Source organism: Hymenobacter ruricola, assembly GCF_015694525.1.
In the GTDB taxonomy this organism is placed as follows: domain Bacteria; phylum Bacteroidota; class Bacteroidia; order Cytophagales; family Hymenobacteraceae; genus Hymenobacter; species Hymenobacter ruricola.
Genome location: NZ_JADQDM010000010.1, coordinates 37,080 through 61,663 on the forward strand (window position 1 = coordinate 37,080; position 24,584 = coordinate 61,663).

Below are 24,584 nucleotides of genomic sequence, written 5' to 3' on the forward strand. Positions count from 1 at the left end.
CCCATGATTACCCCTCCGGAACCGTTTCAGCACTTGCTCGAAGGCAGCCGGCAAACCTTCTTCATCTACAGCGTGAGCGCACGCCGGGTGCTCTACGTGAGCGCCGCCTACGAGCAGCTGTTTCCGGGGGCCCGCCGCGACGCCGTGGACGCTGACCTGCCCACCCTGCTGAGCTACCTGCCGCCCGACGACCAGGCCTACGCCCGCGAATGCTTTGCCGACCTGGCCGCCGGCCAGCTCCACGACGACCTGCTGCTGCGCCTGCAGCCCCGCCCCGACCGGCCCCAGCGCTGGCTGGCCGTGCAGGCTCACCAGGCCCTGGCCGCCGACGGCCAGGTGCTGCTCACGGGCACCGTGCAGGACGTGACCGTGGAGCAGGAGTACCTGCGCAACGCCGACAAGTACATGGCCAAGAAGAACACGACCCTGGAAATCCTGTCGCACGACTTGGCCGGGCCGTTCAACATGCTGCGCCAGCTGGCCGACTTTCTGGAAGAGAAAACTCAGGTGCTGCACGACCCGCAAGTGCAGAAGATGATTGAGGTGATGCAGAACACCTGCCGCGACAGCGTGAACCTCATCCGCGACTTCGTGGACGGCGAGTTCATGGACTCGGCCAACGTGGACATGAAGCGCACCCGCGTGGACTTGGCCACCGCCCTGAGCCAGGTGATGGACACCTACCAGAAAGGCGAGCACCTGGTGGCCAAGTCCTTTTCGTTCCGCACCTCGCACCCGGCGGTCTACGTCGAAATCGACAACAACAAGTTCCTGCAGGTCATCAACAACCTGCTTTCGAACGCCATTAAGTTCACGGGCGAGGGCGGCCGCATTGCCGTGGGCCTGGAGCAACACGCTGACCACGTGCTCGTGACCGTGGCCGACGACGGCATCGGTATTCCGGAGCGGATGCACCCGGTGCTGTTCGACCGTTTCACCAAAGCCCGCCGCCCGGGCCTGCGCGGCGAAAAAACCACCGGCCTGGGCATGCACCTAATCCACACGCTGGTGCGCCTGCACGAGGGCACCATCTGGTTTGAGAGCGCGGAAAACCGCGGCACTACGTTTTTCATCAAGGTGCCTACCGCTCCAGGCGGGGGCAGTTAAGAGTTAGGAGTTAGCAGTCAAGAGTTTGTTGTTCTATCAACTCTTAAGTCTCAACTGCCCCCATCTGGTCGCGCACGCTCTGAATCTGGGCGCTGTCGATGGGCTTGTGGATGAGGCCGGCCACAAGGCCAAACTCGTCGACCCGCGCCGTGTCGGACTGGGCCAATGAGGAGGTGAGGATGTAGATGCGGCAGCGCCCGTGCAGCTGCGCCTCCTGCGGCCGCAGGGCTTCGAGGAACTCCCAGCCGTCCATCACGGGCATGTTCAGGTCCAGAAAAATCACGCGGGGCAGTTCTTCGGCCGGGGCTTGGCGCAGAAAGTTGAGGGCTTCCTCGGCGCTGCCAAAGGAGGTAATGTTGTCGGAAAAGGACTCGCGCTTGAGCAGGCGCTCGGTCAGAAACACGCCAATGGCGTCGTCGTCAATCAGCAGGGTGTGCATGCAGGGAAGAGTAGGGCGCCGGAGCTCAGGGTAAATAAATGTGGAATTGGGTGCCCGCGTCGACGGCGCTGGTCACGTCGATGGTGCCGGCCATGGCCTCCACGTGGGTTTTGACGAGGTAGAGGCCAATGCCGCGGCCGGCCTGCGCGGTGTGAAACCGCTTGTAGAGGCGAAACACGTCGGCCCCGGCCCGCTCCAGGTCGAAGCCCGAGCCGTTGTCGGCCACCACCACGTCCACGCCGCCCTCGGGCCGCGCCCGCGCCGACACCTCCACCCGCAGCGGGCGGCTTTCGGCGCGGTATTTCATGGCGTTCGAGAGCAGGTTGAAGAAGATGCTGTACAGATAGGCGCGGTTGGCGCGCACGCGCAGCTCCGGCGCAATGTTCAGCAGCAGCTCGCCGCGGTATTGCTGCATGGGCTCGCGCAGGTTGAGGCTGGCCTGGTTCACCACGTCGGCCAGGGGCACCATTTCGGGCTCCGTGATGCCCTGCTGGTCGCGGATGGACAGGATGGTGTTCATGTCGCGCAGCACCACGTCGAGTTGCTGCACGCTGGTTTTCAGGTTGCTGAGGGCCAGGGTATGGTCGGGCGAGTCGGCGGGCACCGAACCCAGCAAATCGACCAGCCCCAAAGCGTTGGCCAGCGGCGCGCGCAGGTTGTGCGACACGATGTAGGTGAACTGCTGCAGGTCGCGGTGCTGCCGGTACATGTCTTCCTGCGAGCGCACCTTTTCCGTGATGTCGGCGAAATACACCGACAGCTGCTGCTCCGACGGGAAGGCCTTCACCTCCAGCCAGCGGTTGGTTTTGGCGTACACCGCCTCGAAGTGCGCGGCCTGCCCGCTGGCTTGGGCGCGCTTCAGGTACTTGTAAAAGTCGCTGCCCTCGCCCACCACCGCCTCGATGGGCACGTTCAGCACTTCGGGCCGGCTCACGTTCAGCAGGCGCTCCACTTCGCCGTTCACATAAGTGAAGCGCAGCTTGTCGTCGAGCAGAAAAAACGCGTCGGTGATGCTTTCAAAGATGGTGTTGAGCCGGTGGGCCTGCTCCTGAATGGTGCGGTGCGAGGCAAACAGCTCCGTGACGTCGCGCGCCACCAAGTGCACGCCGGTCACGCTGCCGTCCACCAGCAGGGGCACTTTGGTGCAGCTCAGCCACACCGGCCGGTCGGCGCCGATGAAGCCGACTTCCACGTCGAATTTCACCTTGTGGCCCTCGAAGGCCTCGGCCAGCTTGCGGGCAAACATCGCCCGCAGCTCCGGCGGCAGAAACTCGTCAATTGACTGCCCCACCACCGCCTCCTTTTCGGCATGGATGAGCGCCAGAAAGGCCGGGTTGGCGTCCAGTATTATCCCTGCGCGGTTTTGAAAGAGCATCAGGTCCGGGTTGTTTTCAAACAAAGCCCGGAACCGCTGCTCGTTTTCCATGAGCTGTGCGAGGTCCATTCGTAAGCAAACTAAGAGCAGAAGCCCGGGCGTGCTGCCCCGGCCGATTGTGCCTCTAAATACGGCACCAGCCCGCTTTTGTGGCTCCCGCACCGCCGCCCGGCACCGGAAAAAACCGCCGGCCAATCGCCGGCAAACTACCGAAGCGCAGCCGTAGCCCCTTGCACCTGGCTGGCTTGTACTGGCTCCGTTTGTACCGGTTTCGGGCCGGGCCATTTTTGGCATCGCCTAAACTATTTGCCGTCTATGAACGGAAAAATATAACCTCAACCGTAGAATAACTTTCGTTATAATATCATTTTATTTTGCATTTTTTAAATAAATAGCATCCAAAGCTAAAACATCATGATAACTTTGTCATAGCCTTTTAATACAATATGAATTAAAAGGGCCGGTTTATTTATTGCCCTCTTACACAATAACCTCAGCATTATGAAACAACGATACACCATCCTGACAGCTTTATTTTCGCTGTTTTTAGCGCTTTCCGCCCAGGCACAATACACGTTTACTTCCACTACCCTGGGGCCCTACGTTCAAAACTTCAACGGCATGGGCAATGGAAATGTAACATTTGGCAGCGGCACGAACAGTGGATTATTGCCTGGTATTATTGTGGGATATAATGCCGGCGGCTCTTTCGCGGGCGTGCCCTCGCCCATTGTGGCCAACGACGGCTCGGCCACGGGCAGCGCAGCTTACAACTTTGGCACGGCCGGCGCGGCCGACCGGGCGCTGGGCGGCATTGCCGGCGGCCTGAACGGCAACAGCGGCACGGGCTACATCTGCGTGCGGCTGCGCAACACGTCGGGGGTCACCATCAAAAACCTGGACATCCGCTACGCCATTGAGCAGTGGTACAACTCCTCGCTGGCCCTCGATGCGTACTTCCGCGCTTCCTACCGCAAGTATTCCACCACCACGGGCTTCGCCAACAACGACCTGGTGCAGGACAACGGCGTGAACGGCTGGACGGCCGTGCCGGAGCTCGACCTGCAGGCCCCGGCCACCGGCGGCATCGTGGGCCAGTCCGACGGCAACTCGACCACTTACCGGCGCACGGCCCAGCACCGCCTGCCCGTGAGCCTGGCCAACAACACGGAAATCGTCATCCGCTTCGTTTACCCGTTCAACTCCACCACCAACGGCAACGGCATCAGCATCGACGACATCGTTATCTACCCGGAAACCAACGTGTTGTATTCCAAAACCACGGGGTTGCTCAACAATACCGCCACCGATGGCACCGCAACCTGGGGCCAGAACGCCGACGGCGGCAGCCCCCCCACAACACCCATCGACTTCACTGCGGCCAACTACACCTACATCGTGCAGGGCAGCGCCAACACCACTTCGCGCATGACCGGCGGCTGGAACGTGAGCGGCACCAACTCCCGCGTGGTGGTGGGCACCGATGGCGCGCCGGCCGCGCTCACCCTCACCGCCGCCGACGCCCTCACGGGCACCGTGGACGTGTCGTCGGGCTCGACGCTGCGCCTCGAAAACGCCCCCGCCGGCCTGACGCTGGGCGCCCTCGACGCCGGCAGCACCGTGCAATACGCCAGCGCCGCCGCTACCCAGAGCGTGCTGCCCGCCACCTACGCCAACCTGGAAATGAGCAACCTCAGCAACAAGGACTTGGCTGGTGCAGTGGTGGTGACGCAGTCGCTCACGCTCACCAACGGCACCAACAACCGGCAAACCATTCGCCTGGGCAACAACAACCTGACCATGCTGCGCGGCGCCACGCTCACGCGCGCCAACGGCGGCCAGGTGCAAACCAACGGCACCGGCGAGTATCGCGCCACCGTGGTGGGAGCGGGTACGAGCAGCGTGCCGGTGCTGTTTCCGGTGGCGTCGGCGGCGGCCATTGCCAATTACCTCCCCGTATCTATCACGGCGGGCGTGAACAGCGCCGGCAACGACAAGGACGAAACCTACCGTGTGCGCGTGATTGACGGCATTTACACGACCTATACGGCCGCGGGCGTGGGCTCGACGCCGATAACCAGCAACACCGGCAACGTGAACACCACCTGGCTTATCAGCCGCGAAACCGCCACGCCGGTGTCGGCCACGCTCAAAATGGGCTGGGACACCGGCCGCCAGGGCGCCGGCTTTACGCAGGCCAACGCCTTCATCGACCACTACACGGTGGGCACGGGCTGGGACAAAGTCCGGAAAGACATGGGCACCGTGAGCAACGGCACCGCCACGCAATGGGCCGCGCAGCGCACCGGCGTGAGCAGCTTCTCGCCCTTCGCCGTGACTTCCAACGCCGCTGGCCCGCTGCCGGTGGAACTGGTAAAATTCGACGCCAAGCGCACCAAAACCACCGTGACCTGCACCTGGGCCACCGCCAGCGAGAAAAACAACGCCCGCTTCGTGGTGGAGCGCAGCGCCAACGGTGAAACCTTCGCGGCCATTGGCACCGTGGAAGGCAGCGGTTCGAGCACCGGGGCCCACTCCTACTCCTTTGTGGATGCGCGCCCGCTGGCCGGCACCGCCTACTACCGCCTGCGGCAGGTGGACAAAGACGGCACCGCCGCCTACTCGCCGGTGGTGACGGTGGAAGGCGCCGCGGCCGCCGAGCCCACGGCCATCAGCGCCGTGCCCAACCCCAGCAACGGCCAGTTTGCCGTGTGGGCCACGCTGGCGGCGCCCACCACGCTGCAAGGCACGGTGCTGAACGTACTGGGCGAAAAAGTGCTGACCATCAACGAGCAGCTGCCGGCCGGTCCGGCCCGCCTCGCCCTCGACCTCAGCGCCCAGCCCGCCGGCATCTACGTGGTGCAGTTGCGCGGCCTCGATAGCCCCGTTACGCTGCGCGTGATGAAGCAATAAGCTACCGTATTAACCCGTGCATTCATCACTTGTGGCTTGATTTATAGCTGATTACTTTATAAATATTCCTTATTCCTATCATTAGTAAAAAGGCAGCCTTCTGCAAGGGGCTGCCTTTTTGCATTTCGGGGTTCATTTCGTAGGTGGCTGAGGTGATATCGAGGCTGAAACCGTAGTCGGGCACCCAGCCTTTGTCGCGGGTTAACCTCGGCCGTTGCATCCGGGCTGCGGCTGGGCGCGTAAGCTGGGGAAACCTTTCCACTTTGATTTCCCACATGAAGCTCAAACCCCTCAACCAGCAAACGGTGGTGATTACAGGCGCCACCAGCGGCATTGGCCTCTGCACGGCCCAGATGGCGGCCAAGCGCGGCGCCCGGCTCATGCTGGCCGCCCGCAGCGCCGAAGACCTCGAAAAAGTGGCCGGCCAGCTCCGCCAGCACGGCGCGCAAGTGGCCACCGTGGTGGCCGACGTGGCCCGCATTCCCGACATTGAGCGCATTGCCGCCACCGCACAGCAGGAGTTCGGCGGCGTGGACACGTGGATAAACAACGCCGCCGCGTCCATCTGGGGCCGGCTGGAGGAAGTGAGCGACGAGGACAGCCAGCGCATGTTTGCCACCAACTTCTGGGGCGTGGTGAATGGCTCGCTGACGGCGGTGAAGCTGCTGAAGCAGCACGGCGGCGCCCTCATCAACCTCGGCAGCGTGGCCTCCGACATCGCCTTTCCGCTGCAAGGCATGTACTCGGCCAGCAAGCACGCCATCAAGGGCTTCACCGACGCGCTGCGCATCGAGCTGGCCGAGTCGGGCTATCCCATTTCGGTGACGCTCATCAAGCCGGCGGCCATCAACACGCCCTTCCCGCAGCACGCCAAAAACTACATGGACCGCGAGCCCAAGCTGCCGCCGCCCGTGTACGCGCCCGAGGAGGTGGCCAACGCCATCATTCACGCCTGCGAGCACCCGCAGCGCGACATCTACATTGGCGGGGGCGGAAAGATGTTCAGCAGCATGAACAAGCACCTGCCCGCCGCCATGGACCTGGTGAACGAAAAGGTGACCATGAAAATGCAGGCCCGCGACGAGCCCCCGCGCCAGCCCAGCGGCTCGCTGCACGGCCCCTACGTGCGCGACGGCCACGTGCACGGCGACCACCCCGGCTACGTGATGCAAAAGAGCCTGTACACCCGTTCCAGCCTGCATCCGGCCGTGGCGGGCGTGGTGGCGGCCGTGGCCGGCGGCGCCCTGGTGGCGCTGCTGCGCCGGAAGTAGCCGGCCCCAAAACCTGTTCAAACGCCTCCCGCCGCTGTTTGCCGGCGGGAGGCGTTTTGGTGAGCAGCCCTCAGCCAGCAGCTATAAAACCAATTATTTACGGCGGCGGAGTACCTTATGGGCCAATTCCAGCACTGCAAGGCATGGCTCCCGGCGAAACCTCTTTTCTGACTTTCCGCCTGCACGGCACCATCCCCGCCGCTACCGGCCGCGAGCTGAAGGCCGAGCTGCGCCAGGCCCAAGTTGCCGGCACCGACCACCGCCGCGCCCAAAAGCAGTTCTTCGCCAGGTTCGACGCCGTGCTCGACCGCGCGCCCACCGGCCCTAGCTACTTCGAAAACGAGAAGATGGCCGAAGTGCTGGCCGGCGAAATCATGATGCTGGAGGAAACCGGTTTCGTGGTGCACGGCTTCGCCATTTTGCCCAACCACGCACACCTGGTGCTGCATTTGCCCGCCGCCAGCGGCTTGTCCTTCGCCAAAGCCATCGACCTGCTGCACCTGCGCACCGGCACCAATTGCCGCCGGCTGGTGCGCCCCAAGCTCCCGCCCGAAGCCGAATTCTGGCAAGTGGGTTGGTTTGAATACGAGGTGCAGGACGAGGCCGAGCTCACCCGCCTGCTGGCCTACGTGCGCGGCAACGCCCGCCAGGCCGGCCTGCCCGCTTGGTTCCAGGAGTGGCCCTATGTAAACGAGTAAAACGGTAATCGACTGTCATCCTGAGCACAGCGAAGGACCTTCTCACGCCCGAACTAATCGTTTCAACGTGAGAAGGTCCTTCGCTGTGCTCAGGATGACAGGCGGTTTCTCACTCGCCTACTTGGCCCGGTGAATAATCAGCACGCCGGCCAGGATGACCACCATGCCCGCGAAATGCCAGAGGTTGAAGGCTTCGCCATCGAGGGCGCCCCAGGCCAGGGCCACGATGGGGATGAGGTAGGTGCTGGATGAGGCAAACAGCGCCGTGGACTGCTGAATAAGCTTATTAAACAGCACCATGGCCACCGCCGTGCTCATGGTGGCCAGCAGCGCGATGTAGCCAAACGCGGCCCAGGCGCCCGGCACCGTGGCCAGCTTGTGCACAAAATCAGTACCGAGCAGCAGATACGCCAGCGCCGGCCCGCCAATAAGCATGAGCAGCACCGACGTGACGGCCACCGGCGTCAGGCCACCCAGCTTGTGCTTGATGACGTTGACGCTCAAGCCGTAGCCGATTGTAGCAATCAGAATATAGACCCCGTACCAAGCGTTGCCCTCGCCCGTGGGCGTTTCCGCGCCGCCGCTGCCGCCGAGCAGCAGCATCAACACCGTGCCCACCAGGCCCAGCGTGATGCCCAGCACCCGCAGCGCCGTGAGCCGCTGCCCAAACAGCAGCGCCCCCACCAGCAGCGTAAACACCACCGTGAGAGCATTGAGCACGCCCGCCAGCCCCGAAGCCAGCTTGGTTTCGGCATAAGCAAAAAGGAAAGCCGGGATAAACGTGCCCACCACCCCACTCAGTGCCAGCCACTTGAACCGGCTGCGCTCCACGCTGCCCACGTGGCGCAGGGCAAACGGCAGCAGCAGCAGCGAGGCCACCGTGACGCGGGTAGCGCCCAGCTCCATGGCCGAAAACACCACCAGGCCCTTCTTCATCAGAATGAACGACGTGCCCCAGATGGAGGCCAGCACCAGCAGCAAGAGCCACGCCACGGGAGAGGTAACGGCGGGCGCAGGTGCGGCAATGGCTTCCTCGGCTTCCAGCGACGCGGTTTCGTCGGTGGCGCCGGCGGCTCCCAGGGTGCCGCTGGCTGCTGGTCCGCCCGAGGCAACCCCGGCGGGGCGCGAAGCGAGTGGAGAATCAGCAGCAGAAACGTTTTTCGGTAACATAACGCAAAGGTACGGGCCCTGGGCACGGCGGTTCTTCCGGAAAGTTGCGGTTTTGGGGCGCGGGTGCGGGCGCGGGGCGACTGATTTTTATCAGCCGCTGGCAGGCCAGCGGCGTTTGCGGCGCCTGGGGCCGGCCCGGTGGCTGATATTCGTCAGGTTTGGGCCGCGAACCCAGCCCGGGCGTTGGTTGTTGGTAGGGCGTACCGAAATCCTGCCGTAATTTTGTAGTCCGATTTCGTGTCGTCTATTCTATGTCCCATCCGTTCAAGGCCGTTAGCCTATCCTTTAAGAAAGCGCCGCTGGCCATCCGCGAGCTGCTTTCTTTAGACGAGGCCGCTTGTCGCCGCTTTCTACACACGCTGCACAACGAGTTGGGTCTCTCCGACTTGCTCGTGCTCAGCACCTGCAACCGCACCGAAGTTTACTACGCCGCCGAGGACGACCGCAGCCGCGAAGTCATCCTCGCCCTGGGCCACCTCAAGGACCGCGCCGACATCGGCCAGTTTCTGCCCTACTTCGACCTGCTGACCGATGCCGACGCGGCCGTGCAGCACCTTTTTGAAGTAGCCATGGGCCTCGACGCGCAGGTGGTGGGCGACCTGCAAATCAGCAACCAAGTGAAAACGGCCTACCAGTGGGCCGCCGATGCCGACGCCGCCGGCCCCTTCCTGCACCGCCTGCTGCACACGGTGTTCTTCACCAACAAGCGCGTGCAAACCGAAACCAGCTTCCGCGACGGCGCCGCCTCGGTGAGTTACGCCGCCCTGGAGCTGGTGGAAGAGCTGACCGCCGATGTGGCCAACCCCAACGTGCTGGTGGTGGGCCTGGGCGAAATTGGGGCCGACGTGTGCCGCCACCTGGCTGCCAGCAAGGCCTTTGGCAGCATCACCCTCTGCAACCGCACCCGCGCCAAGGCCGAGTCGCTGGCCGAGGAGTGCGGCATGAACATCGTTGATTTTGAGAATCTGGTGCCCGCGCTCAAGGAAGCCGACGTCATCATCTCTTCGATAAACCGCGCCGAGCCTTTCTTTACCAAAGAACTGGTGCAGCACCTCGACGTGCTCAGCTTCAAGTTTTTCATCGACCTGAGCGTGCCGCGCAGCATTGCGGCCGACGTGGAGCAAGTGCCCGGTGTGCTGGTCTACAACATCGACGCCATCCAAAGCAAAGCCTCGGCCGCGCTGGAAATGCGCCTGGCCGCCGTGCCGCAGGTGCGCGCCATCATCGGCGAAAGCATTGCCGGCCTCAGCGAGTGGAGCAAGGAAATGATGGTGTCGCCCATCATCCAGCGCGTGAAAGCCAGCCTGGAGCAGCTGCGCCAGGAAGAGCTGGACCGGTTCCAGAAAAAAGCCACGCCCGCCGAAAGCAAGCTCCTCGACGAGGCCACCCGCTCGCTGATGCAAAAGGTGCTGAAGCAACACGTGCTGCAGCTCAAAGCCGCCTGCAAGCGCGACGACGCCGGGCAGCTGGTGGAGCTGCTGGGCGAGCTGTTTGATTTGGAAAAGCAGCCGGCGGCGGTTTAAGCTTTTTCCGTCTGTCATTGCGAGGCCGCAGGCCGTGGCAATCCGTCCTGTTCTCAGCGACCAACCCAGTAATGTGACAAGCCCAAACAAAAAGCCCCGGTACCAATGGTGCCGGGGCTTTCTGGTAAAAGAGCGTGTCTGGGGTTGACAGGACGGGTTGCTTCGCTGTGCTCGCAATGACAGGTGGCTATTCCGCCATCATTTTCTCCCGCTCCTGAATGCGCACGTCGTTGTTCGCAGCTGTGGGCACCACTGTCACCACCACGTATTTGGAAGTGGGCGTGTTGCTGACTTTGGCCACCGAGCCGATAGGCACCAGCGGATTAGCCTCCGGGAAGTAGGCCGAAACGTTGCCCTTGGGAATATCGTAGGGCACGGCCACGAACTTCTCGACGCGGCGCTGCTCGCCTTTGTAGTGGCTCGTGATGTCGATAAGGTCCTTGGCTTTGATGCCGCGGGCTTGCATGTCGGCAGGGTTCATGAAGAGCACGCGGCGCTCGCCGTGGATGCCGCGGTACCGGTCGTTGTACTCGTAAATGGTGGTGTTGAACTGGTCGTGCGAGCGCACGGTCATCAGCACCAGTTGGTCGGGCTCCAGGGGGTATTTCTCCAGCGTGGTTTTGCTGAAGTTGGCTTTGCCGTTGTCGGTGGTGAATTTCCGCTCGCGGGGGCCGTTGGGCAGGTAGAAGCCGCCCGGCTTGCGCAGCTTGTGGTTGTAGTCCTCAAAGCTGGGGATGACGCGGGCGATGTGGTCGCGGATGACGTCGTAGTTCTCCGTCATGGCCACCCAGTCGGTCTTGGTCTTGCTGCCGAGCGTGGCAATGGCCATGCCGCAAATGATGGCCACTTCGCTGAGCTGGTCGCCCTCCACGGGCACCAGCACGCCCTTGTTTTGGCTCACCACGCCCATGGAGTTTTCGCAGCTGGTCATCTGGTGGCCGGCCTTCTGCATGTCCATGTCGGCGTGGGCGAAGGTGGGGAGCAGCAGGCTGGTTTCGCCAGTTACGAGGTGGCCGCGGTTGAGCTTGGTGCCCACAAATACGGTTAGTTTTTGCCGGCGCATGGCTTCGGCAATCATCTCGGTGTCGGGGCCGGCAGCCAGCAGGTTGCCGCCCAGGCTGAAATACACCTTGGTGTGCCCCAGGCGCATAGCCTTGAGGGATTCCACCACGTCGAAGCCTTCCTTTTTGGGCGGCGTGAAGCCGAATTCTTTTTCCAGCGAATCGAGGAAATGCTGCGGCATGCGCTCCCAGATGCCCATCGTGCGGTCGCCCTGCACGTTGGAGTGGCCGCGCACCGGGCAAGTGCCCGCGCCGGGCTTGCCGATGGCGCCCTTCATGAGCAGCAGGTTCACGATTTCCTTCACCGTTTCCACGCCCTGGCGCTGCTGCGTGATGCCCATGGCCCAGCACACGATGATTTTCTGCTTGCGGGCAATCAGGTTGGCCGCTTCCAAGAGCTGCGCACGGCTGATGCCGCTGATTTCCTCGATGTCTTCCCAACTGGTACTGAGAATGTTCTGTTTGAACTCCTCGAAGCCAGTGGTGAATTCCTCCACAAAAGCGCGGTCTACCACCTGACCGGGGTTCAGGTCCTCGGCCTCAAACAAATGCTTCATGATGCCGCGCAACAGGGCCATGTCGCCGTCGATGCGCACCTGCAGGTACACGTCGGTAATCTGCGTGCCGCCCCCGAGCAGGGTGCCCATAGCCTTCAGCGGGTTCATGAAGTCCTGCGGGTTGCGGAAGTGGTTGAGGCCGGCTTCAATCAGCGGGTTGACGCTGATGATTTTGGCGCCGTTTTTCTTCGCGATTTGCAGGGCCGTGAGCATGCGCGGGTGGTTGGTGCCGGGGTTCTGGCCCATGATGATGAGCACCTCGGCCTCGTGAATGTCGTTGAGCGTGACGGAGCCTTTGCCCAGGCCGGTGGTGGGCGTGAGGCCCGAGCCGCTGCTCTCGTGGCACATGTTGGAGCAATCGGGCAGGTTGTTGGTGCCAAACTCACGGGCAAACAGCTGGAACAGGAAGGCCGGCTCGTTGGGCACCTTGCCCGAGGTGTAGAAGATGGCTTCATCGGGCGACGTCATGCCGTTCAGCTCCTTGGCAATGATGTCGAAGGCATCGGGCCAGGCAATGCGCGAGTAGTGGTTGTCGCCGGGCCGCTTCACCAGCGGGTGCGTGAGGCGGCCGGCGTTGTTGAGGTCGCGGTCGGTCATGCGCGAGAGCTCGGCCAAGCTGTGCTTGCTGAAAAACTCGGGGCCAGCGGCGCGGTGGTCCGAGTCGGAGGCGCTGGCCTTGGCGCCGTTCTCGCAGAACTCGGCCACCGAGCGGTGCTCGTCGGGGTCGGGCCAGGCGCAGCTGGAGCAGTCGAAGCCGTCTTTCTGGTTCATCTTCAGCAGGGCCTGGGTGCCGCGCGTCAGGCCCGCCTCGCTCCAGCTGAACTGCATGGACTTGAGCACGGCCGTGACGCCGGCCGCTATTTTCTGGCGCTCTTCCAGGTGCAGGCCGGTGAGGGCCTCCGGCGGCTGGGCCAATACCGGATGCTGGTACTTGGCGCCGGCCACATCGGGCGCCGGGATGTGGGCGTGCACGTGGGTGCGGTTGGGGTCGGAGCGGTAGTGGTTGGGCGAGGGGGCGGCGCCCTGGTCGGGCCGCTCGCCGCTTTTGGGAGCATTAGCTTCGGCGCCCTGCTGGTAGGTTTTGCCGGCCTGCGCGGGGTCGTTTTGGGGGGAGTGCGGGGTATCGGGCATGATTTCAGTGAACAGTTATCAGTGAGGAGTTATCAATTTTATCAGGGGATTAGGAGGGCAGAACCGTACCAAGTGAGGTCATTGCTAACTGTTCACTGCTCACTGATAACTGTTCACTGTAAACTCAGTGCTCACAGGATAAATCCTTTTCGACCAAGATGTGGAGGCGCTCGTTTTCGGCCAGGGGCAGGTCGTGCGAAAAACCGTTCTGGTCGGTTTCGACCCAGGCTTTGGCCAGCGCGAAAGGCACCAGCACGGTGAGGGCGCCCGGCTCGTAGTGCACCTGCACGGGCTCGGCGTGAGGGAGGGTCTGGGCTGGCTCAGAGCCGCGCTCCAGGGCGTAGGTGAGGCGCTGCTCGGGCGTGGTGCCAAAATGCACGGAGCTTTCGACCCGGCCGGTGCGGGCAAATTCTTCTACTTCGGCCCCGGAGAGGCGCAAGCGGAGGGTGTCGTCTTCGATGCGAAGCTTCATGTCGTTTACCGGTTAATAGTTATCGTTTCACCCCCGGCGCCCAGCCCCGGATGCTGTGTTACGCGCAGCTTCATTCGTTAGTTGAAGCCGGGCTTGGGATTGTTAAATGTTAACTGATGAATGCTAACTGCTAGCTGACCAGCCGCCAGCCGTGGCAATACACGTTGTACCGCTCGTGGCGCACAAAACCCAGCACCGTCATCCCAAAGCTCTCGGCCGCCTGCACGGCCAGGCTGCTGGGGGCCCCCACCGCCGCCAAAATTCCGATGCCGGCGGCGGCCGCTTTCTGCACCAGCTCGAAGCTGACGCGGCCGCTTACCAGCAGCACGTGCTGGTGCAGCGGCAGCCAGTCGGCCAGCAGCGCCGCGCCGATGACTTTGTCCAACGCGTTGTGGCGGCCCACGTCTTCGCGCAGCAGCAGCAGCTCGCCGGCCGGCGAAAACAGGGCCGAGGCGTGCTGTCCACCGGTTTGCTCGAAGCCGGCCTGGGCGGCGCGCAGCTTCCCGGGCAGCTGGTGCACCGTTTCGTAGCCGATGCGTGGCCCCTCATTCGGCAGCACCGGGCAAGAGGCGGTGCGCACGGCATCGATGCTGGTTTTGCCGCACACGCCGCAGCTGGAGCTGGTGTAAAAGTGCCGTTCCAGGGCCGCGAAATCGACTTGCACATGGGCCGCCAGCTCGGCACGGACGACGTTGCCGGCTTCTTCGGCTTTCTGCACGTCGGGGCAGGGAATAATACCCAGCAGGTCGTTTTTATGGTGAATCAGGCCTTCGGTGAGCAGGAAGCCGGCGGCTAGCTCTTCGTCGTGGCCGGGCGTGCGCATGGTCACGGAGAGGGTGCGGTGTTGGCGCTGGCCGGCGGTTTCGTAGCCAATGCGGATTTCCAGGGGCTCTTCGGCGGCCAGCTGGTCGGAAGCGGGCACGGGCGGGCCGGCGCCGCTCACTTTCTGGATGCTGGCGAATTCGTAGCTGGCGGCAGGGAGCAGGATGGCAGGGTCCATTGGGAATAGTTATAACGTCATGTCGAGCTTGCCGAGACATCTCGCGTGCTGTCACTAAACCAAACGTCAAACAAAAGGATTGGTGGTGGCACGCGAGATGTCTCGACAAGCTCGACATGACGTTCTTGCCCGCATGACGTTCTTGTGAGTCCTTTCCTTTCACTCCCCGTCCCTACCCGCCGCTGCCCATGAAACTCAAGAAACTCAGCCGCAACCTCACGCTTTGGGTGCTGCTGGCCATCGTGGCCGGGGCGCTGCTGGGCCACTTCCGGCCCGCCGCGGCCGTGCAGATGGAGCCGCTGGGCAAGCGGTTTATCGACGTGGTGAAGCTGTTCATCAACCCGATTATCTTCCTTACCATCACACTGGGCATTAGCACCATGGGCGACCTGAAGAAGGTGGGGCGCATTGGCGGGAAGGCCTTGCTGTACTTTGAAATCGTGACCACGCTGGCCTTGCTCATTGGGGTGGGCGTGGCGGCGCTGGTGCGGCCGGGCGCGGGCGTGAGTACCGGCCGGCTTGATGCCGGGAAGGTGGGCGAGTTCACCAAACGGGCCACAGAGTTCTCGTGGGGCCACTTTCTGGCCGATAATCTGACGCTGCAAGTACTCATTGTGGCCATCGCGCTGGGCATTGCGCTCAGCAAGTACGCCGGCCGCAAACCCGTCATTCACTTCCTGAAAGAGGCTTCCAAATACGTTTTTCGCGGGCTGCACCTCGTGATGCTGCTGGCGCCCATCGGGGCGTTTGGCGGCATGGCCTTCACCATTGGCAAATACGGCATCGCCACGCTGCTGCCGCTGGGCAAGCTGATGGTGACGGTGTACCTGACCATGGGCGTGTTCGTTTTTCTGGTGCTGGGGGCTATTCTGCGCTACTGTGGCGTGGGCGTGTGGTCGTTTTTGAAATACCTAAAAGCGGAGCTGCTGATTGTACTGGGCACGTCGTCCTCCGAAGCCGGCCTGCCGGGCCTCATGGAAAAGCTGGAGCGCATGGGCTGTGCCCAGCCGGTGGTGGGGCTGGTGGTGCCCACGGGCTACTCCTTCAACCTCGACGGCACCACCATCTACCTTTCGCTCTCCACCCTGTTTCTGGCCCAGGTGTTCCACGTTGAGCTTTCCGGCGCTCAGGTTCTGACCATGATGGGCATTCTCATGGTCACTTCCAAGGGCGCGGCGGGCGTGGCGGGCAGCGGCTTTGTGGTGCTGGCCAGCACGCTCACGGCCATGAAGGTGATTCCGGTGGAAGGCCTGGCCCTGCTGCTGGGCGTGGACCGGTTTATGTCGGAAGCCCGCAGCATCACCAACTTCATTGGCAACGGCGTGGCCACCGTTTTCCTGGCCCACCACGAAGGCGCCCTCGACCACGAGATGGCCGTGGAGGCGCTGGGCAAGCGCCTCAAGCCACTGCGCTTCCGCCGGGGCTACACCAGCGGCGAGTACCTGGGCGAAGCCGCCGAGCAAGCCAGCGAGCTGGCCCGCCTGCTGAAGAACCGTAAGTAGGGGCAGTGTGATAAAAGAACGTCATGCAGAGCGGTAGCGAAGCATCTTTACCGCAACAGTAAACTCAATTGGAAGCACTAGTGCCTGCGGGCAAGATGCTGCGCTGCGCTCTGCATGACGTTCTACCTTCCCACCTTTGTCTCTATGCAACCCGTAACCCTTCCCCCGCCCCGCCCCGCCCCCGCCCGCCCGCCCATCCGCTTCGACCGCAACGAGCTGGCCGGCGCGTTCGGCGACCTGGGCACTGACTTGCCGCTGCTCATCGGCGTCATCGCCGCCTCGGGCATCGACAGCGCTTCGGTGCTCATCTTGTTCGGGCTGATGCAGGTGTTTACCGGGCTCTGGTACCGCATGCCCATGCCGGTGCAGCCGCTCAAGGCCTTCGCGGCGCTGGTTATTGCCCAGAAGCTGCCCGGCAGGCTGATTTTTGGGGGCGGGCTGGCCATTGGCGTCGGCATGTTTTTCCTGTCCGTGACGGGGCTGATTGATGCGCTGGCGCGGCTGGTGCCCAAGGCCGTGGTGCGCGGCATTCAGTTTGGGCTGGCCTTGCAGCTGGCCACGCTGGCCCTCACCAAGTACGTGGGCGCCGATGGCGCGGCCGGCTACGCGCTGGCCGCGGCGGCTTTCGTGGTGACGGTGGTGCTGTTTGGCAACCGGCGCTGGCCGGCGGCACTGCTCGTCATTGCGCTGGGCGTGGCGTATGCGCTGGTGTTCAAGCTCGATTTGGCCACCGCGCAAAAGGCCGTGGGCCTACACTTGCCTGCCTGGCACCTGCCCGAAACGCCGGACATCCTCACCGGCGCGCTGCTGCTGGCGCTGCCTCAGATTCCGCTGTCGCTCGGCAACTCCGTTTTGGCCACCCGGCAGGTGGCGCAGGACCTATTTCCCGAACGGCAATTGACGACCCGCAAAATCAGCTTCACCTATGCGCTGATGAACTTGGTGAATCCATTTTTGGGCGGCTTTCCGGTGTGCCACGGCTCGGGCGGCATGGTGGGGCATTATGCGTTCGGGGCGCGCACGGGCGGCTCAGTGGTCATCTACGGCGGTATTTTCCTGGTGATGGGGCTGTTTTTCAGCCAGGGCTTTGCCGAAGTGGTGCAGATATTTCCGCTGCCGGTGCTGGGCGTGCTGCTGCTGTTCGAGGCACTGTCCCTGGCCGCGCTGCTGCGCGACATCAGCGAGCAGCGGGCCGACTTGCTGGTGGCGCTGCTGGTGGGGCTGCTGAGCGCCGGGCTGCCCTATGGCTACCTGGTGGGGCTGGTGGTGGGCACTGCCATTTATTACGCCATGCGCCGCGGCTGGGTGGGGCTGGGCAAGCTCTAGCGGCCAGGGGCCACCCCAAACTATGGGCGGAGGTTTTGGCGCTAAACCTTGCTCCCATAGTTTGGGGTGGCCACCTTTGGCGCTGTAGGTGCCCGCCCCAAACTTGGGGAGTCTTATTAAGCGCTAAAACCACCTCCCCAAGTTTGGGGTGGGCACCTACAGCGCCAAAGGTGGCCACCCCAAACTATGGGAGCCATCTTTAGGGCAAAACCTTGCTTCCCAAGTTTGGGAAGCTTCCTTTTAAAGTCGAAAATGGCTTTACCAGTGTTGGTAAGGCTAGGTTTGGGACCAAAGATGCCCTTACCAGCGTTGGTAAGGCAAGGTTTAGGACAAAGGTGCCCTTACCAACGTTGGTAAGGCTGGCTTTAAGCCCAAAGATGCCATTACCAACGCTGGCAACGGTGGTTAGGAGGCCAAAGGCGGCGTTACCAGCGTTGGTAAGGCGGCTTCGGCCGCCGGCAGAATGCGCACGGGCTGCTTGTGCTCGTCCACGGCCACGAAGGTGAAGAGACCCGTGACGGCCTTGTGGCGTTCGTCGGAATACATCTGCTCCACAAACAGCTCGACGCGCACCTTCAGGCTGGTGTTGCCGACGTGCTCGATGCTGGCCACCAGCTCCACTAGCGAGCCGCCGGGAATGGGGTGCGTAAAATCGACCCGCTCGGAGGACACGGTCACCATTTTGAGGCGCGAGAACCGGGTGGCGGCGATGAAGGCCACTTCGTCCATGAGCAGCAGCGTGGTCCCGCCAAACAGCGTGTCGTAATGGTTGGTGGTATTGGGAAAAACGGCCTTGAAAATGCGCGTTTCGGCACGGGCAATGCGGTCGGCAAGGAGCATGGGCAACAGGAAAAAAAGAGAGGAAAACGGCCTCCTGCTGTATTCAAGCCCTGTTCTGAGCAAAGCCGCCACCAGCCGGCCGCCACCGGCCGCGCCCACGGCGCAGCGGCACGGCACCGCCAATGCCAGCCCCAAAGCGCGAGGGCAGCATCACTCGGCGGCCGGCAGGTCTCCTGACTTGTTTCGGGTGAGCCCCGCCCTTCTCAGCCCGCGGCAAGCAGGCCAATGGGTGTGCGTCGGGGCACCGGCTCCGGCCCACCGGGGCCGGGAAACTTACAGTAGCGCGTCTGTTCGGGAGTTGCACCCGATTCCCTTTTAATTCCCGCCAGGAGGTGAGTCCGGCCGGAAACCGTCCGCTGATTGAAGGAATTCAACCTAAGAACCAACGGGGCGAAGGTACGGCCAGCCGCTGGGTGCGGGTGCTGCCGACGCTACTCCACGGCCACGGGCACCCGCTGGTTGGCCTTACGCAATGGCAGCTCCGGGATGAAGAGCGTCATGATGAGCCCGCCCACCACCAGGAAAATATTGCAGAAATACACCCGCGACACGGCCTTGGAAAAGGCCTGGCGCACCTGCTCATTCGGCCGGCCGGTGGCGGCAGCCGAGGGCAGGGCCGGTCCTTCGGCCACCACGGTTTGCCGGGCAGCGGGGCCAGCGGCCGTGGCGGGCAGGTGTTGGGCCAGGGTGAGGGTGAGCACCGTGCCCAGCACCGAGGCCGCAATGGCCCCGCCAATCTGCCGGAAAAACTGGCTGGCCGAGGTGGCCTGGCCCATGAGCGCGGGCTCGGTGGCGTTTTGCACGGCCAGGGTGTAGAGCGGCATAGTGGGCCCCAATCCCAGCCCGCAAATGGCCAGAAACACGAGTACGCGGTAGTAGGGCACGTCCACCGGCATGGTGGCCAGCAGCGACAGCCCCACCAGCAACAGCGACAGGCCGGCCAGCATCCAGCGCTTGTAGTGGCCGAAGCGCGACACCATCTGCCCTGCCAGCATGGAGCCCGTGACCACGCCCAGCGACATCGGAATCAGGCTGATGCCGGCGCGGGTGGCGCTTTCGCCCAGCACGTTCACCATGAACAAAGGCTCGAAGATGATGACGCCGAGGAAGGCCCCGCCCATCAGAAACAGCGCCCCGTTGGCGGTGCGAAACACGGTGTTTTTGAAGAGCCCGAAGTTGAGAATGGGGTTTTCGTGGCGCAGGCTGCGCACCACAAACAAGCCCAGCGCCAGCGCCGCCACCGCCAGCAGGCCCAGCGTGAGGGGCGAAGTCCAGCCGTACACGGCTTTGTTGAGCTGCAGGGCCACCACCAGCGGCCCCAGCCCCACCATGAGCAGCACGGCGGAAAGGAAATCGAACTTCTTCGGCGCCGTTTGCGGACGCAGAGGCGGCATTTGGGTGAGGATGAACCACAGGGCCAGCGCGCCCAGCGGCAGGTTCACGTAGAACACCAGCCGCCAGCCCGCCACCCCGGGAATCAGGCCCGTACCCCGGTCCGTGAGAAAGCCGCCCAGCAATGGTCCCAGCACCGACGAGGTGCCAAACACCGCCCCCGTGAAGCCCTGGTAGCGCCCCCGCTCGGCCGGCGCAAACAAGTCGGCGATGATGATGAAGGCCATGGCAAACAGCCCCGCGCCGCCCAGTCCCTGCACGGCCCGAAACAGCACCAGTTGGTTCATGCCATCGCCCAGCAGCGGCAGCGGCCCAAACTCGCCGGCCAGCCCGCACAGCATCGAGCCCACCAGAAAAATGCTCACCGCCGTCACCTCAATCGTGCGCCGCGAATACATATCGGCCAGCTTGCCATAGATGGGCACCAGCGCCGTGCTGGCCACCAGGTAGGCCGTGGCCACCCACGTAAACCTATCCAAACCGTGCAAATCGGCCACAATGCGCGGCAGGGCCGTCGAGACAATGGTTTGGTCCAGAGACCCCAGAAACATGGCCAGCAAAATGCCGCCGAAGGTGAACATCTTCTGGCGGTGGGTGAGGGTCTCGGTCAAAACAGCAGTGCGGAAGGTGGAGAGCGGTAGAACGGCGCAGGCACCTTGGCAGGTTACAAAAGCACCGCCGTAACACCGGCTTCAGCCATTACAACCCATCGAAAAAGTGCCAATAGCACACCTCTCAACTGCCAACTGAGGCCATTTGCATAAAGTGACATTTGTCACTTTTCGTTGCATTATCATACTGGATGCGCTATAAATGCTATAATTTTGTGGTTGACAATTTTTGCTGTCCTTTTTCTGTATGAAATCATTCTTACGCTTAACCCCACTCGCACTCGGCCTGCTTCTGGCCAATGCTCCCGCCTCACACGCCACTAATCCGGTTCTGACGTTTCGCGGCACGGTCACGACCGGCGACAACACCGCCTTCATCGACCAAGTGCAAGTCCTGACGGGCACCACCCAGGCAGCCGGGGCCGTGGCCAACGCCAGCTTCGAGAGTGCCGACCCGCTGGCCAATGGCACTTATGGCTACATTCCCACCGGCGCGGTCTGGACGTTCAACGGCGGCTCGGGCATCGCCAACACCGGGGCGGGATTTTCGCCCAGCACGCCGCCCGACGGCAGCCGGGTAGCCTTTTTGCAAGGCGCCACCCAGTTTCAGCAAACCCTGACGCTGGCGCCCGGCACCTACCGGGTGCGGTTCAGCGCGTCGCAGCGCTTCTACCCGGCCGTCACCAACGTACAGAAGTTGGATGTGCTGATAGATGGCATCTCAGTGCTGGCGGCGGTGCAGCCCCCTTCCTCCTCCGTCTACAACACGTACCTCACGGCGCCGTTCACCGTGGTGGCTTCCACGCCTTTCGCGCTGACGGCGCTGGCGCCCACCCGCAACCAGCTGGGCGTGGACCGCACCAGTGACGTGGATTTGACTTTCACCGCGCCCACCACGGCGGCAGCAGTTCTGGAAACCAACATTTTCAGCAGTCAGTACGGGGGATTGCTGAACCTGAAAAAAGTACCCACCATCAGCGGCAACACTGCTACCATCACGCCCGCGCGCTACTACAAAGCCGGCGAAGTAATCAGCGTGACGGTGCCCAATACGGTGGTGAGCGCCGCCCTGGGCCAGGCCAGCAACAACGCGCAGGTGTACCAGTTCACGGTGGCCACGCAAAACAACGGTACCGGCAACGGCACCTTCAGCGGAGCCCAAAATCCTGGCGTGGGCACCAATCCGCGCGGCGTGGCCACGGCCGACGTGGACGGCGACGGCCGGCTGGACATCATTGTGGCCAGCGAGGCCAACGTGAGCGTGTTTCGGAACACCGGCAACAGCGGCAGTCCGGCCGCACCCACCTTCGCGGCTCGTGTCGTCCTCAACCTGCCCACCAACGCCATTGCCTACGGCATGGCGGTGGGCGATGTGAACGGCGACGGCCGGCTGGACATCGTCACGGCCAATTCCGGCCCCAACAACGTGAGCGTGTTTCGAAACACCGGCACCGCGGCCGGCACGGTCAGCTTTGCCACCAGCCAGCAATACGCCGTGGGCACCACACCCTTCGGCGTGGCGCTGGGCGACGTCGACGCGGATGGGGATTTGGACATTGTGACGGCTAATTTTGACAGCAACGACCTGACGGTGCTGCAGAATGTGTTGTTGCCGGCGGCGGTGCAAGCCGCCAATGGCTTGGCGGTTAGCTCTACGCTCACGGCCACCAGCTTTATCACGGGCGCCACCGTGGCCAACGGAAACAACAGTGCCCCCGCCAGCGTGGCCCTGGCCGACTTCGACAACGACGGCCTGCTCGACATTGCCGTGGCAAGCAGCGGCCCTAACAACGTGAACATCTACCGCAATACCACGGGCTCGCCCGGGGCGCTCGCATTTGCCACGCGGGTTACTTCGACGGTTGGCGCAACGCCTTACGGAGTGGTTGCGGGCGATGTGAACGCCGACGGCAAAGTGGACCTCGTAACCGCCAACCGCGACGCCAACAGCGTCTCGGTGCTGCTAAACGCGTCCACCGGCGTTGGCTCCATTGCTACCAGCGGCATCGAACTTGGGGTGGGAGCCGACCCCATCAGCGTGGCGCTGGGCGACGTGAACGCCGACGGCTACCTGGACATCATGGCGGCCAACTACAACAACCTGAACGGCCGCACGGTGAGCACCATCCTGCGCAATGCGGCCAACACAGGCTTTGCAACGGCAGTGTCCACCACGTATGCCACCGCCAACAGCGGCCCGCGCAACATTGTGCTGGGCGACCTCGACGGCGACGGCGACCTCGACTTTGTGGTGGCCAGCCAATTGCCCGACGCCGTCAGCTACCGCATCAACGGCACCACGGCGGCCGTGCTGCCGCTGCCGGTGGCGCTGGTGAGTTTCACGGCCGAGTGCCGCGGCACCGATGTGGCGCTGAGCTGGCGCACGGCGTCGGAGAAAAACTCGCGCGGCTTTGAAGTGCAGCGCGCCGCTGATGGCCAGAAATTCACGGCGCTCTCTTTTGTGGAAGGCCTGGGCACCTCGGCCACGGGCGGCAGCTACGCCTTCACTGACCGTAGCGCGACGGGCGCGGCGTACTACCGCCTGCGCCAGGTTGATGCCGACGGCACGGAGTCATACTCGCCGGTGGCAACCGCTTCCTGCGGCACCACCGGCCTCGCCCCCGCGCGGCTCACCTTGCTGCCCAACCCAGCCCAGGGCCGCGTGCAGGTGCTGGGCGCCACGGGCGGCACGGTGCAGCTGCTGGACCTCACCGGCCGCCTCCTGCGCCAGCAGCCGGCGGGCGAAACGCTCAGCCTGGAAGGCCTGGCGCCGGGCGTGTACCTGGTGCGCAACGGCGCGCAGTCGGCGCGCCTGCAAGTGCAATAAGCGGCCGGCACTGGCTCATCAAAAAGCCCTGGCTCGTTGCCAGGGCTTTTTTAGTGTTTGATAGCAACGGCCCGGGCCAGACGGACGTGCCTGCTGAGGCGGCTACAGTAGCCCCCGAATCCAGCCGCCATCCACGGGGATGGAGGTGCCGGTGATGTAGCTGGCCCGCTCCGAGCACAGAAACGCGGCCAGTGCGGCAAACTCCCGGGGCTCGCCCAGCCGCCGCATCGGAATCTGGCTTTCCCAGCGCGCCGTAGCATCAGCGGCCGAAATGCCTTCCTTGGCCGCGGTGGCATCGGCCAGGCTCACCACCCGCTCGGTGCGCGTGTAGCCGGGCAGGATGTTGTTGACGGTGATGCCTTCGGCAGCTACTTCGGTGGCCAGGGTGCGGGCCATGCCCGTCACGGCCGCGCGCAGGCTGTTGGAGAGCATGAGGTTTTCCACCGGCTGCTTCACCGAGATGGAGGTGATGTTGAGGATGCGGCCCCAGCCCCGCGCCTTCATGCCGGGCAGCACGGCGCGCGTCAGCTCCACCACGCTGGTGAGGAGCAGCTGCGTGGCGGCGTGCCACTGCTCGGCGCTTAGCGCGTCGAAGGTGCCGGCGGGCGGGCCGCCCGCGTTGGTCACCAGAATGTCGATGCGCCCGAACCGCCCCTGCGCGGCTTGCACCACGCGGGCCACGTCGGCCGGCTCGGCCACGTTGGCGGCAATGCCCAGCACGGGCACGCCCGTGGCGGCGGAGATGGCGGCGCAGGTTGCCTGCAAGGCTTCGTCGTGGCGGGCGCAAAGGATGAGCGCGGCGCCTTCCGCGGCCAGCTCTTCGGCCACAGCCCGGCCCAGGCCCTTGCTGGCGGCGGCCACCAGGGCCACTTTGCCTTTCAATCCGAGGTCCATGGCCGGGCTACTTTTTACGCAGGTAATCGTCCGATTTATCGAGCCAGTCCTGGCGAGGCGGGCTGAAAATGTCCACGTCCAGCGTGTCCTCCAGGGCCTCCGCTTTGTGCGGCACGTTGCCGGGGATGTGCAGCACTTCGCCCACGCCCACCACAATGGGCTCGGCGTCTTCGGAGCCAATCCAAAAGCGCAGGGCGCCTTCCAGGATGTAGGTTATCTGCTCGTTTTCGTGGTGGTGTAGCGGCACGATGCAGCCTTTTTTGAGGTAGACGTGGGCCAGCATCACCTTATCGCCGGTGATGAGGCGGCGGGAAAGCTGGTCCGACAGCTGCTCTTTGGGCATGTCGTCCCAGGCGTATTTGGTTACTTGTGGAGTTTCGGGCATAGGTGTTTGGGGATGGGTAAGCGAGTGAATTAAAAGAACGTCATGCAGCGCGTAGCGAAGCATCTCTACCTCGATACTAATTCAAATGTT

19 protein-coding genes and 1 riboswitch are annotated in these 24,584 nt (G+C 63.4%); of the genes, 8 read left to right on the forward strand and 11 right to left on the reverse strand.

Annotated elements, in window-relative coordinates; genetic code table 11:
- Positions 1-3 precede the first annotated feature (3 nt).
- The gene (locus tag I2H31_RS17375) at positions 4-1,107 is read left to right on the forward strand and encodes a PAS domain-containing sensor histidine kinase (RefSeq protein ID WP_196294326.1); all 1,104 of its coding nucleotides are present in this window, start codon (positions 4-6) and stop codon (positions 1,105-1,107) included.
- Positions 1,108-1,150: 43 nt separating this feature from the next.
- Here I2H31_RS17375 and I2H31_RS17380 read toward each other — a convergent pair whose 3' ends face one another.
- Positions 1,151-1,546 (reverse strand): response regulator, encoded by a 396-nt coding sequence (locus I2H31_RS17380; RefSeq protein WP_196294327.1) that lies wholly within the window; start codon positions 1,544-1,546, stop codon positions 1,151-1,153.
- 25 nt (positions 1,547-1,571) lie between these two features.
- Positions 1,572-2,990 carry a PAS domain-containing protein gene (locus I2H31_RS17385; RefSeq protein WP_196294328.1) on the reverse strand — a complete coding sequence of 473 codons (1,419 nt, stop codon included), beginning with the start codon at positions 2,988-2,990 and terminating at the stop codon, positions 1,572-1,574.
- Between the two features lie 432 nt (positions 2,991-3,422).
- Between I2H31_RS17385 and I2H31_RS17390 the strand changes: the two genes are divergently transcribed.
- Positions 3,423-5,834, forward strand: a complete 2,412-nt coding sequence (locus I2H31_RS17390) for a T9SS type A sorting domain-containing protein (RefSeq protein ID WP_196294329.1) — start codon at positions 3,423-3,425, stop codon at positions 5,832-5,834.
- A 25-nt stretch (positions 5,835-5,859) separates the two neighbouring features.
- Here I2H31_RS17390 and I2H31_RS17395 read toward each other — a convergent pair whose 3' ends face one another.
- On the reverse strand, positions 5,860-6,111 hold the full coding sequence (locus I2H31_RS17395) for a hypothetical protein (protein ID WP_196294330.1): 252 nt from the start codon (positions 6,109-6,111) through the stop codon (positions 5,860-5,862).
- On the opposite strand from I2H31_RS17395, the gene I2H31_RS17400 reads away from it, so the two are divergent.
- Together I2H31_RS17400 and I2H31_RS17405 are read left to right on the forward strand one after the other, a co-directional pair.
- Entirely contained in the window at positions 6,110-7,105 is a 996-nt protein-coding gene (locus tag I2H31_RS17400) for an SDR family oxidoreductase (RefSeq protein ID WP_196294331.1), read from the forward strand. The genes I2H31_RS17395 and I2H31_RS17400 overlap by 2 nt on opposite strands.
- Before the next feature lie 143 nt (positions 7,106-7,248).
- Positions 7,249-7,803 (forward strand): transposase, encoded by a 555-nt coding sequence (locus I2H31_RS17405; RefSeq protein ID WP_196294332.1) that lies wholly within the window; start codon positions 7,249-7,251, stop codon positions 7,801-7,803.
- Positions 7,804-7,920: 117 nt separating this feature from the next.
- Here the strand turns inward: I2H31_RS17405 and I2H31_RS17410 are convergent, their stop codons facing one another.
- The gene (locus tag I2H31_RS17410; RefSeq protein WP_230687901.1) at positions 7,921-8,973 is read right to left on the reverse strand and encodes a DMT family transporter; all 1,053 of its coding nucleotides are present in this window, start codon (positions 8,971-8,973) and stop codon (positions 7,921-7,923) included.
- A gap of 251 nt (positions 8,974-9,224) precedes the next feature.
- Between I2H31_RS17410 and hemA the strand changes: the two genes are divergently transcribed.
- Positions 9,225-10,496, forward strand: coding sequence for a glutamyl-tRNA reductase (hemA, locus tag I2H31_RS17415; protein WP_196294333.1), 1,272 nt, complete (start codon positions 9,225-9,227; stop codon positions 10,494-10,496).
- 187 nt (positions 10,497-10,683) lie between these two features.
- On the opposite strand, the gene I2H31_RS17420 is transcribed toward hemA, so the two are convergent.
- The 3 genes from I2H31_RS17420 to fdhD all read right to left on the reverse strand — a co-directional run bounded on the left by I2H31_RS17420 (position 10,684) and on the right by fdhD (position 14,717).
- Positions 10,684-13,245: an FdhF/YdeP family oxidoreductase gene (locus tag I2H31_RS17420; RefSeq protein WP_196294334.1), complete on the reverse strand. Its 2,562-nt coding sequence runs from the start codon at positions 13,243-13,245 to the stop codon at positions 10,684-10,686.
- Positions 13,246-13,369: 124 nt separating this feature from the next.
- On the reverse strand, positions 13,370-13,717 hold the full coding sequence (locus I2H31_RS17425; protein WP_196294335.1) for a DUF7009 family protein: 348 nt from the start codon (positions 13,715-13,717) through the stop codon (positions 13,370-13,372).
- 130 nt (positions 13,718-13,847) lie between these two features.
- Positions 13,848-14,717: a formate dehydrogenase accessory sulfurtransferase FdhD gene (gene fdhD / locus I2H31_RS17430; protein ID WP_196294336.1), complete on the reverse strand. Its 870-nt coding sequence runs from the start codon at positions 14,715-14,717 to the stop codon at positions 13,848-13,850.
- Positions 14,718-14,905: 188 nt separating this feature from the next.
- Here fdhD and I2H31_RS17435 point away from each other — a divergent pair, with 188 nt between their 5' ends.
- Both I2H31_RS17435 and I2H31_RS17440 read left to right on the forward strand, forming a co-directional pair.
- Complete coding sequence (locus tag I2H31_RS17435; RefSeq protein WP_196294337.1) at positions 14,906-16,219, forward strand: cation:dicarboxylate symporter family transporter; 1,314 nt, start codon at positions 14,906-14,908, stop codon at positions 16,217-16,219.
- 144 nt (positions 16,220-16,363) lie between these two features.
- On the forward strand, positions 16,364-17,545 hold the full coding sequence (locus I2H31_RS17440; RefSeq protein ID WP_196294338.1) for a putative sulfate/molybdate transporter: 1,182 nt from the start codon (positions 16,364-16,366) through the stop codon (positions 17,543-17,545).
- Between the two features lie 405 nt (positions 17,546-17,950).
- Here I2H31_RS17440 and I2H31_RS17445 read toward each other — a convergent pair whose 3' ends face one another.
- On the reverse strand, positions 17,951-18,385 hold the full coding sequence (locus I2H31_RS17445; protein WP_196294339.1) for an acyl-CoA thioesterase: 435 nt from the start codon (positions 18,383-18,385) through the stop codon (positions 17,951-17,953).
- A gap of 146 nt (positions 18,386-18,531) precedes the next feature.
- Positions 18,532-18,754: riboswitch (cobalamin riboswitch) on the reverse strand.
- A 62-nt stretch (positions 18,755-18,816) separates the two neighbouring features.
- Positions 18,817-20,388: an MDR family MFS transporter gene (locus tag I2H31_RS17450; protein ID WP_230687902.1), complete on the reverse strand. Its 1,572-nt coding sequence runs from the start codon at positions 20,386-20,388 to the stop codon at positions 18,817-18,819.
- Positions 20,389-20,635: 247 nt separating this feature from the next.
- On the opposite strand from I2H31_RS17450, the gene I2H31_RS17455 reads away from it, so the two are divergent.
- Complete coding sequence (locus I2H31_RS17455) at positions 20,636-23,215, forward strand: T9SS type A sorting domain-containing protein (RefSeq protein WP_196294340.1); 2,580 nt, start codon at positions 20,636-20,638, stop codon at positions 23,213-23,215.
- 102 nt (positions 23,216-23,317) lie between these two features.
- Here I2H31_RS17455 and I2H31_RS17460 read toward each other — a convergent pair whose 3' ends face one another.
- Together I2H31_RS17460 and I2H31_RS17465 are read right to left on the reverse strand one after the other, a co-directional pair.
- The gene (locus I2H31_RS17460) at positions 23,318-24,109 is read right to left on the reverse strand and encodes an SDR family oxidoreductase (RefSeq protein ID WP_196294341.1); all 792 of its coding nucleotides are present in this window, start codon (positions 24,107-24,109) and stop codon (positions 23,318-23,320) included.
- Between the two features lie 7 nt (positions 24,110-24,116).
- Entirely contained in the window at positions 24,117-24,494 is a 378-nt protein-coding gene (locus I2H31_RS17465) for a cupin domain-containing protein (protein ID WP_196294342.1), read from the reverse strand.
- Positions 24,495-24,584 lie beyond the last annotated feature (90 nt).

Excerpts from the sequence above, each read along its gene's own strand:
- I2H31_RS17375 (WP_196294326.1), top strand. The coding sequence starts at position 4 with ATGATTACCCCTCCGGAACCGTTTCAGCACTTGCTCGAAGGCAGCCGG.
- I2H31_RS17380 (WP_196294327.1), bottom strand. The coding sequence starts at position 1,546 with ATGCACACCCTGCTGATTGACGACGACGCCATTGGCGTGTTTCTGACC.
- I2H31_RS17385 (WP_196294328.1), bottom strand. The coding sequence starts at position 2,990 with ATGGACCTCGCACAGCTCATGGAAAACGAGCAGCGGTTCCGGGCTTTG.
- I2H31_RS17390 (WP_196294329.1), top strand. The coding sequence starts at position 3,423 with ATGAAACAACGATACACCATCCTGACAGCTTTATTTTCGCTGTTTTTA.
- I2H31_RS17400 (WP_196294331.1), top strand. The coding sequence starts at position 6,110 with ATGAAGCTCAAACCCCTCAACCAGCAAACGGTGGTGATTACAGGCGCC.
- I2H31_RS17395 (WP_196294330.1), bottom strand. The coding sequence starts at position 6,111 with ATGTGGGAAATCAAAGTGGAAAGGTTTCCCCAGCTTACGCGCCCAGCC.
- I2H31_RS17405 (WP_196294332.1), top strand. The coding sequence starts at position 7,249 with ATGGCTCCCGGCGAAACCTCTTTTCTGACTTTCCGCCTGCACGGCACC.
- I2H31_RS17410 (WP_230687901.1), bottom strand. The coding sequence starts at position 8,973 with ATGTTACCGAAAAACGTTTCTGCTGCTGATTCTCCACTCGCTTCGCGC.
- hemA (WP_196294333.1), top strand. The coding sequence starts at position 9,225 with ATGTCCCATCCGTTCAAGGCCGTTAGCCTATCCTTTAAGAAAGCGCCG.
- I2H31_RS17420 (WP_196294334.1), bottom strand. The coding sequence starts at position 13,245 with ATGCCCGATACCCCGCACTCCCCCCAAAACGACCCCGCGCAGGCCGGC.
- I2H31_RS17425 (WP_196294335.1), bottom strand. The coding sequence starts at position 13,717 with ATGAAGCTTCGCATCGAAGACGACACCCTCCGCTTGCGCCTCTCCGGG.
- fdhD (WP_196294336.1), bottom strand. The coding sequence starts at position 14,717 with ATGGACCCTGCCATCCTGCTCCCTGCCGCCAGCTACGAATTCGCCAGC.
- I2H31_RS17435 (WP_196294337.1), top strand. The coding sequence starts at position 14,906 with ATGAAACTCAAGAAACTCAGCCGCAACCTCACGCTTTGGGTGCTGCTG.
- I2H31_RS17440 (WP_196294338.1), top strand. The coding sequence starts at position 16,364 with ATGCAACCCGTAACCCTTCCCCCGCCCCGCCCCGCCCCCGCCCGCCCG.
- I2H31_RS17445 (WP_196294339.1), bottom strand. The coding sequence starts at position 18,385 with ATGCTCCTTGCCGACCGCATTGCCCGTGCCGAAACGCGCATTTTCAAG.
- I2H31_RS17455 (WP_196294340.1), top strand. The coding sequence starts at position 20,636 with ATGAAATCATTCTTACGCTTAACCCCACTCGCACTCGGCCTGCTTCTG.
- I2H31_RS17460 (WP_196294341.1), bottom strand. The coding sequence starts at position 24,109 with ATGGACCTCGGATTGAAAGGCAAAGTGGCCCTGGTGGCCGCCGCCAGC.
- I2H31_RS17465 (WP_196294342.1), bottom strand. The coding sequence starts at position 24,494 with ATGCCCGAAACTCCACAAGTAACCAAATACGCCTGGGACGACATGCCC.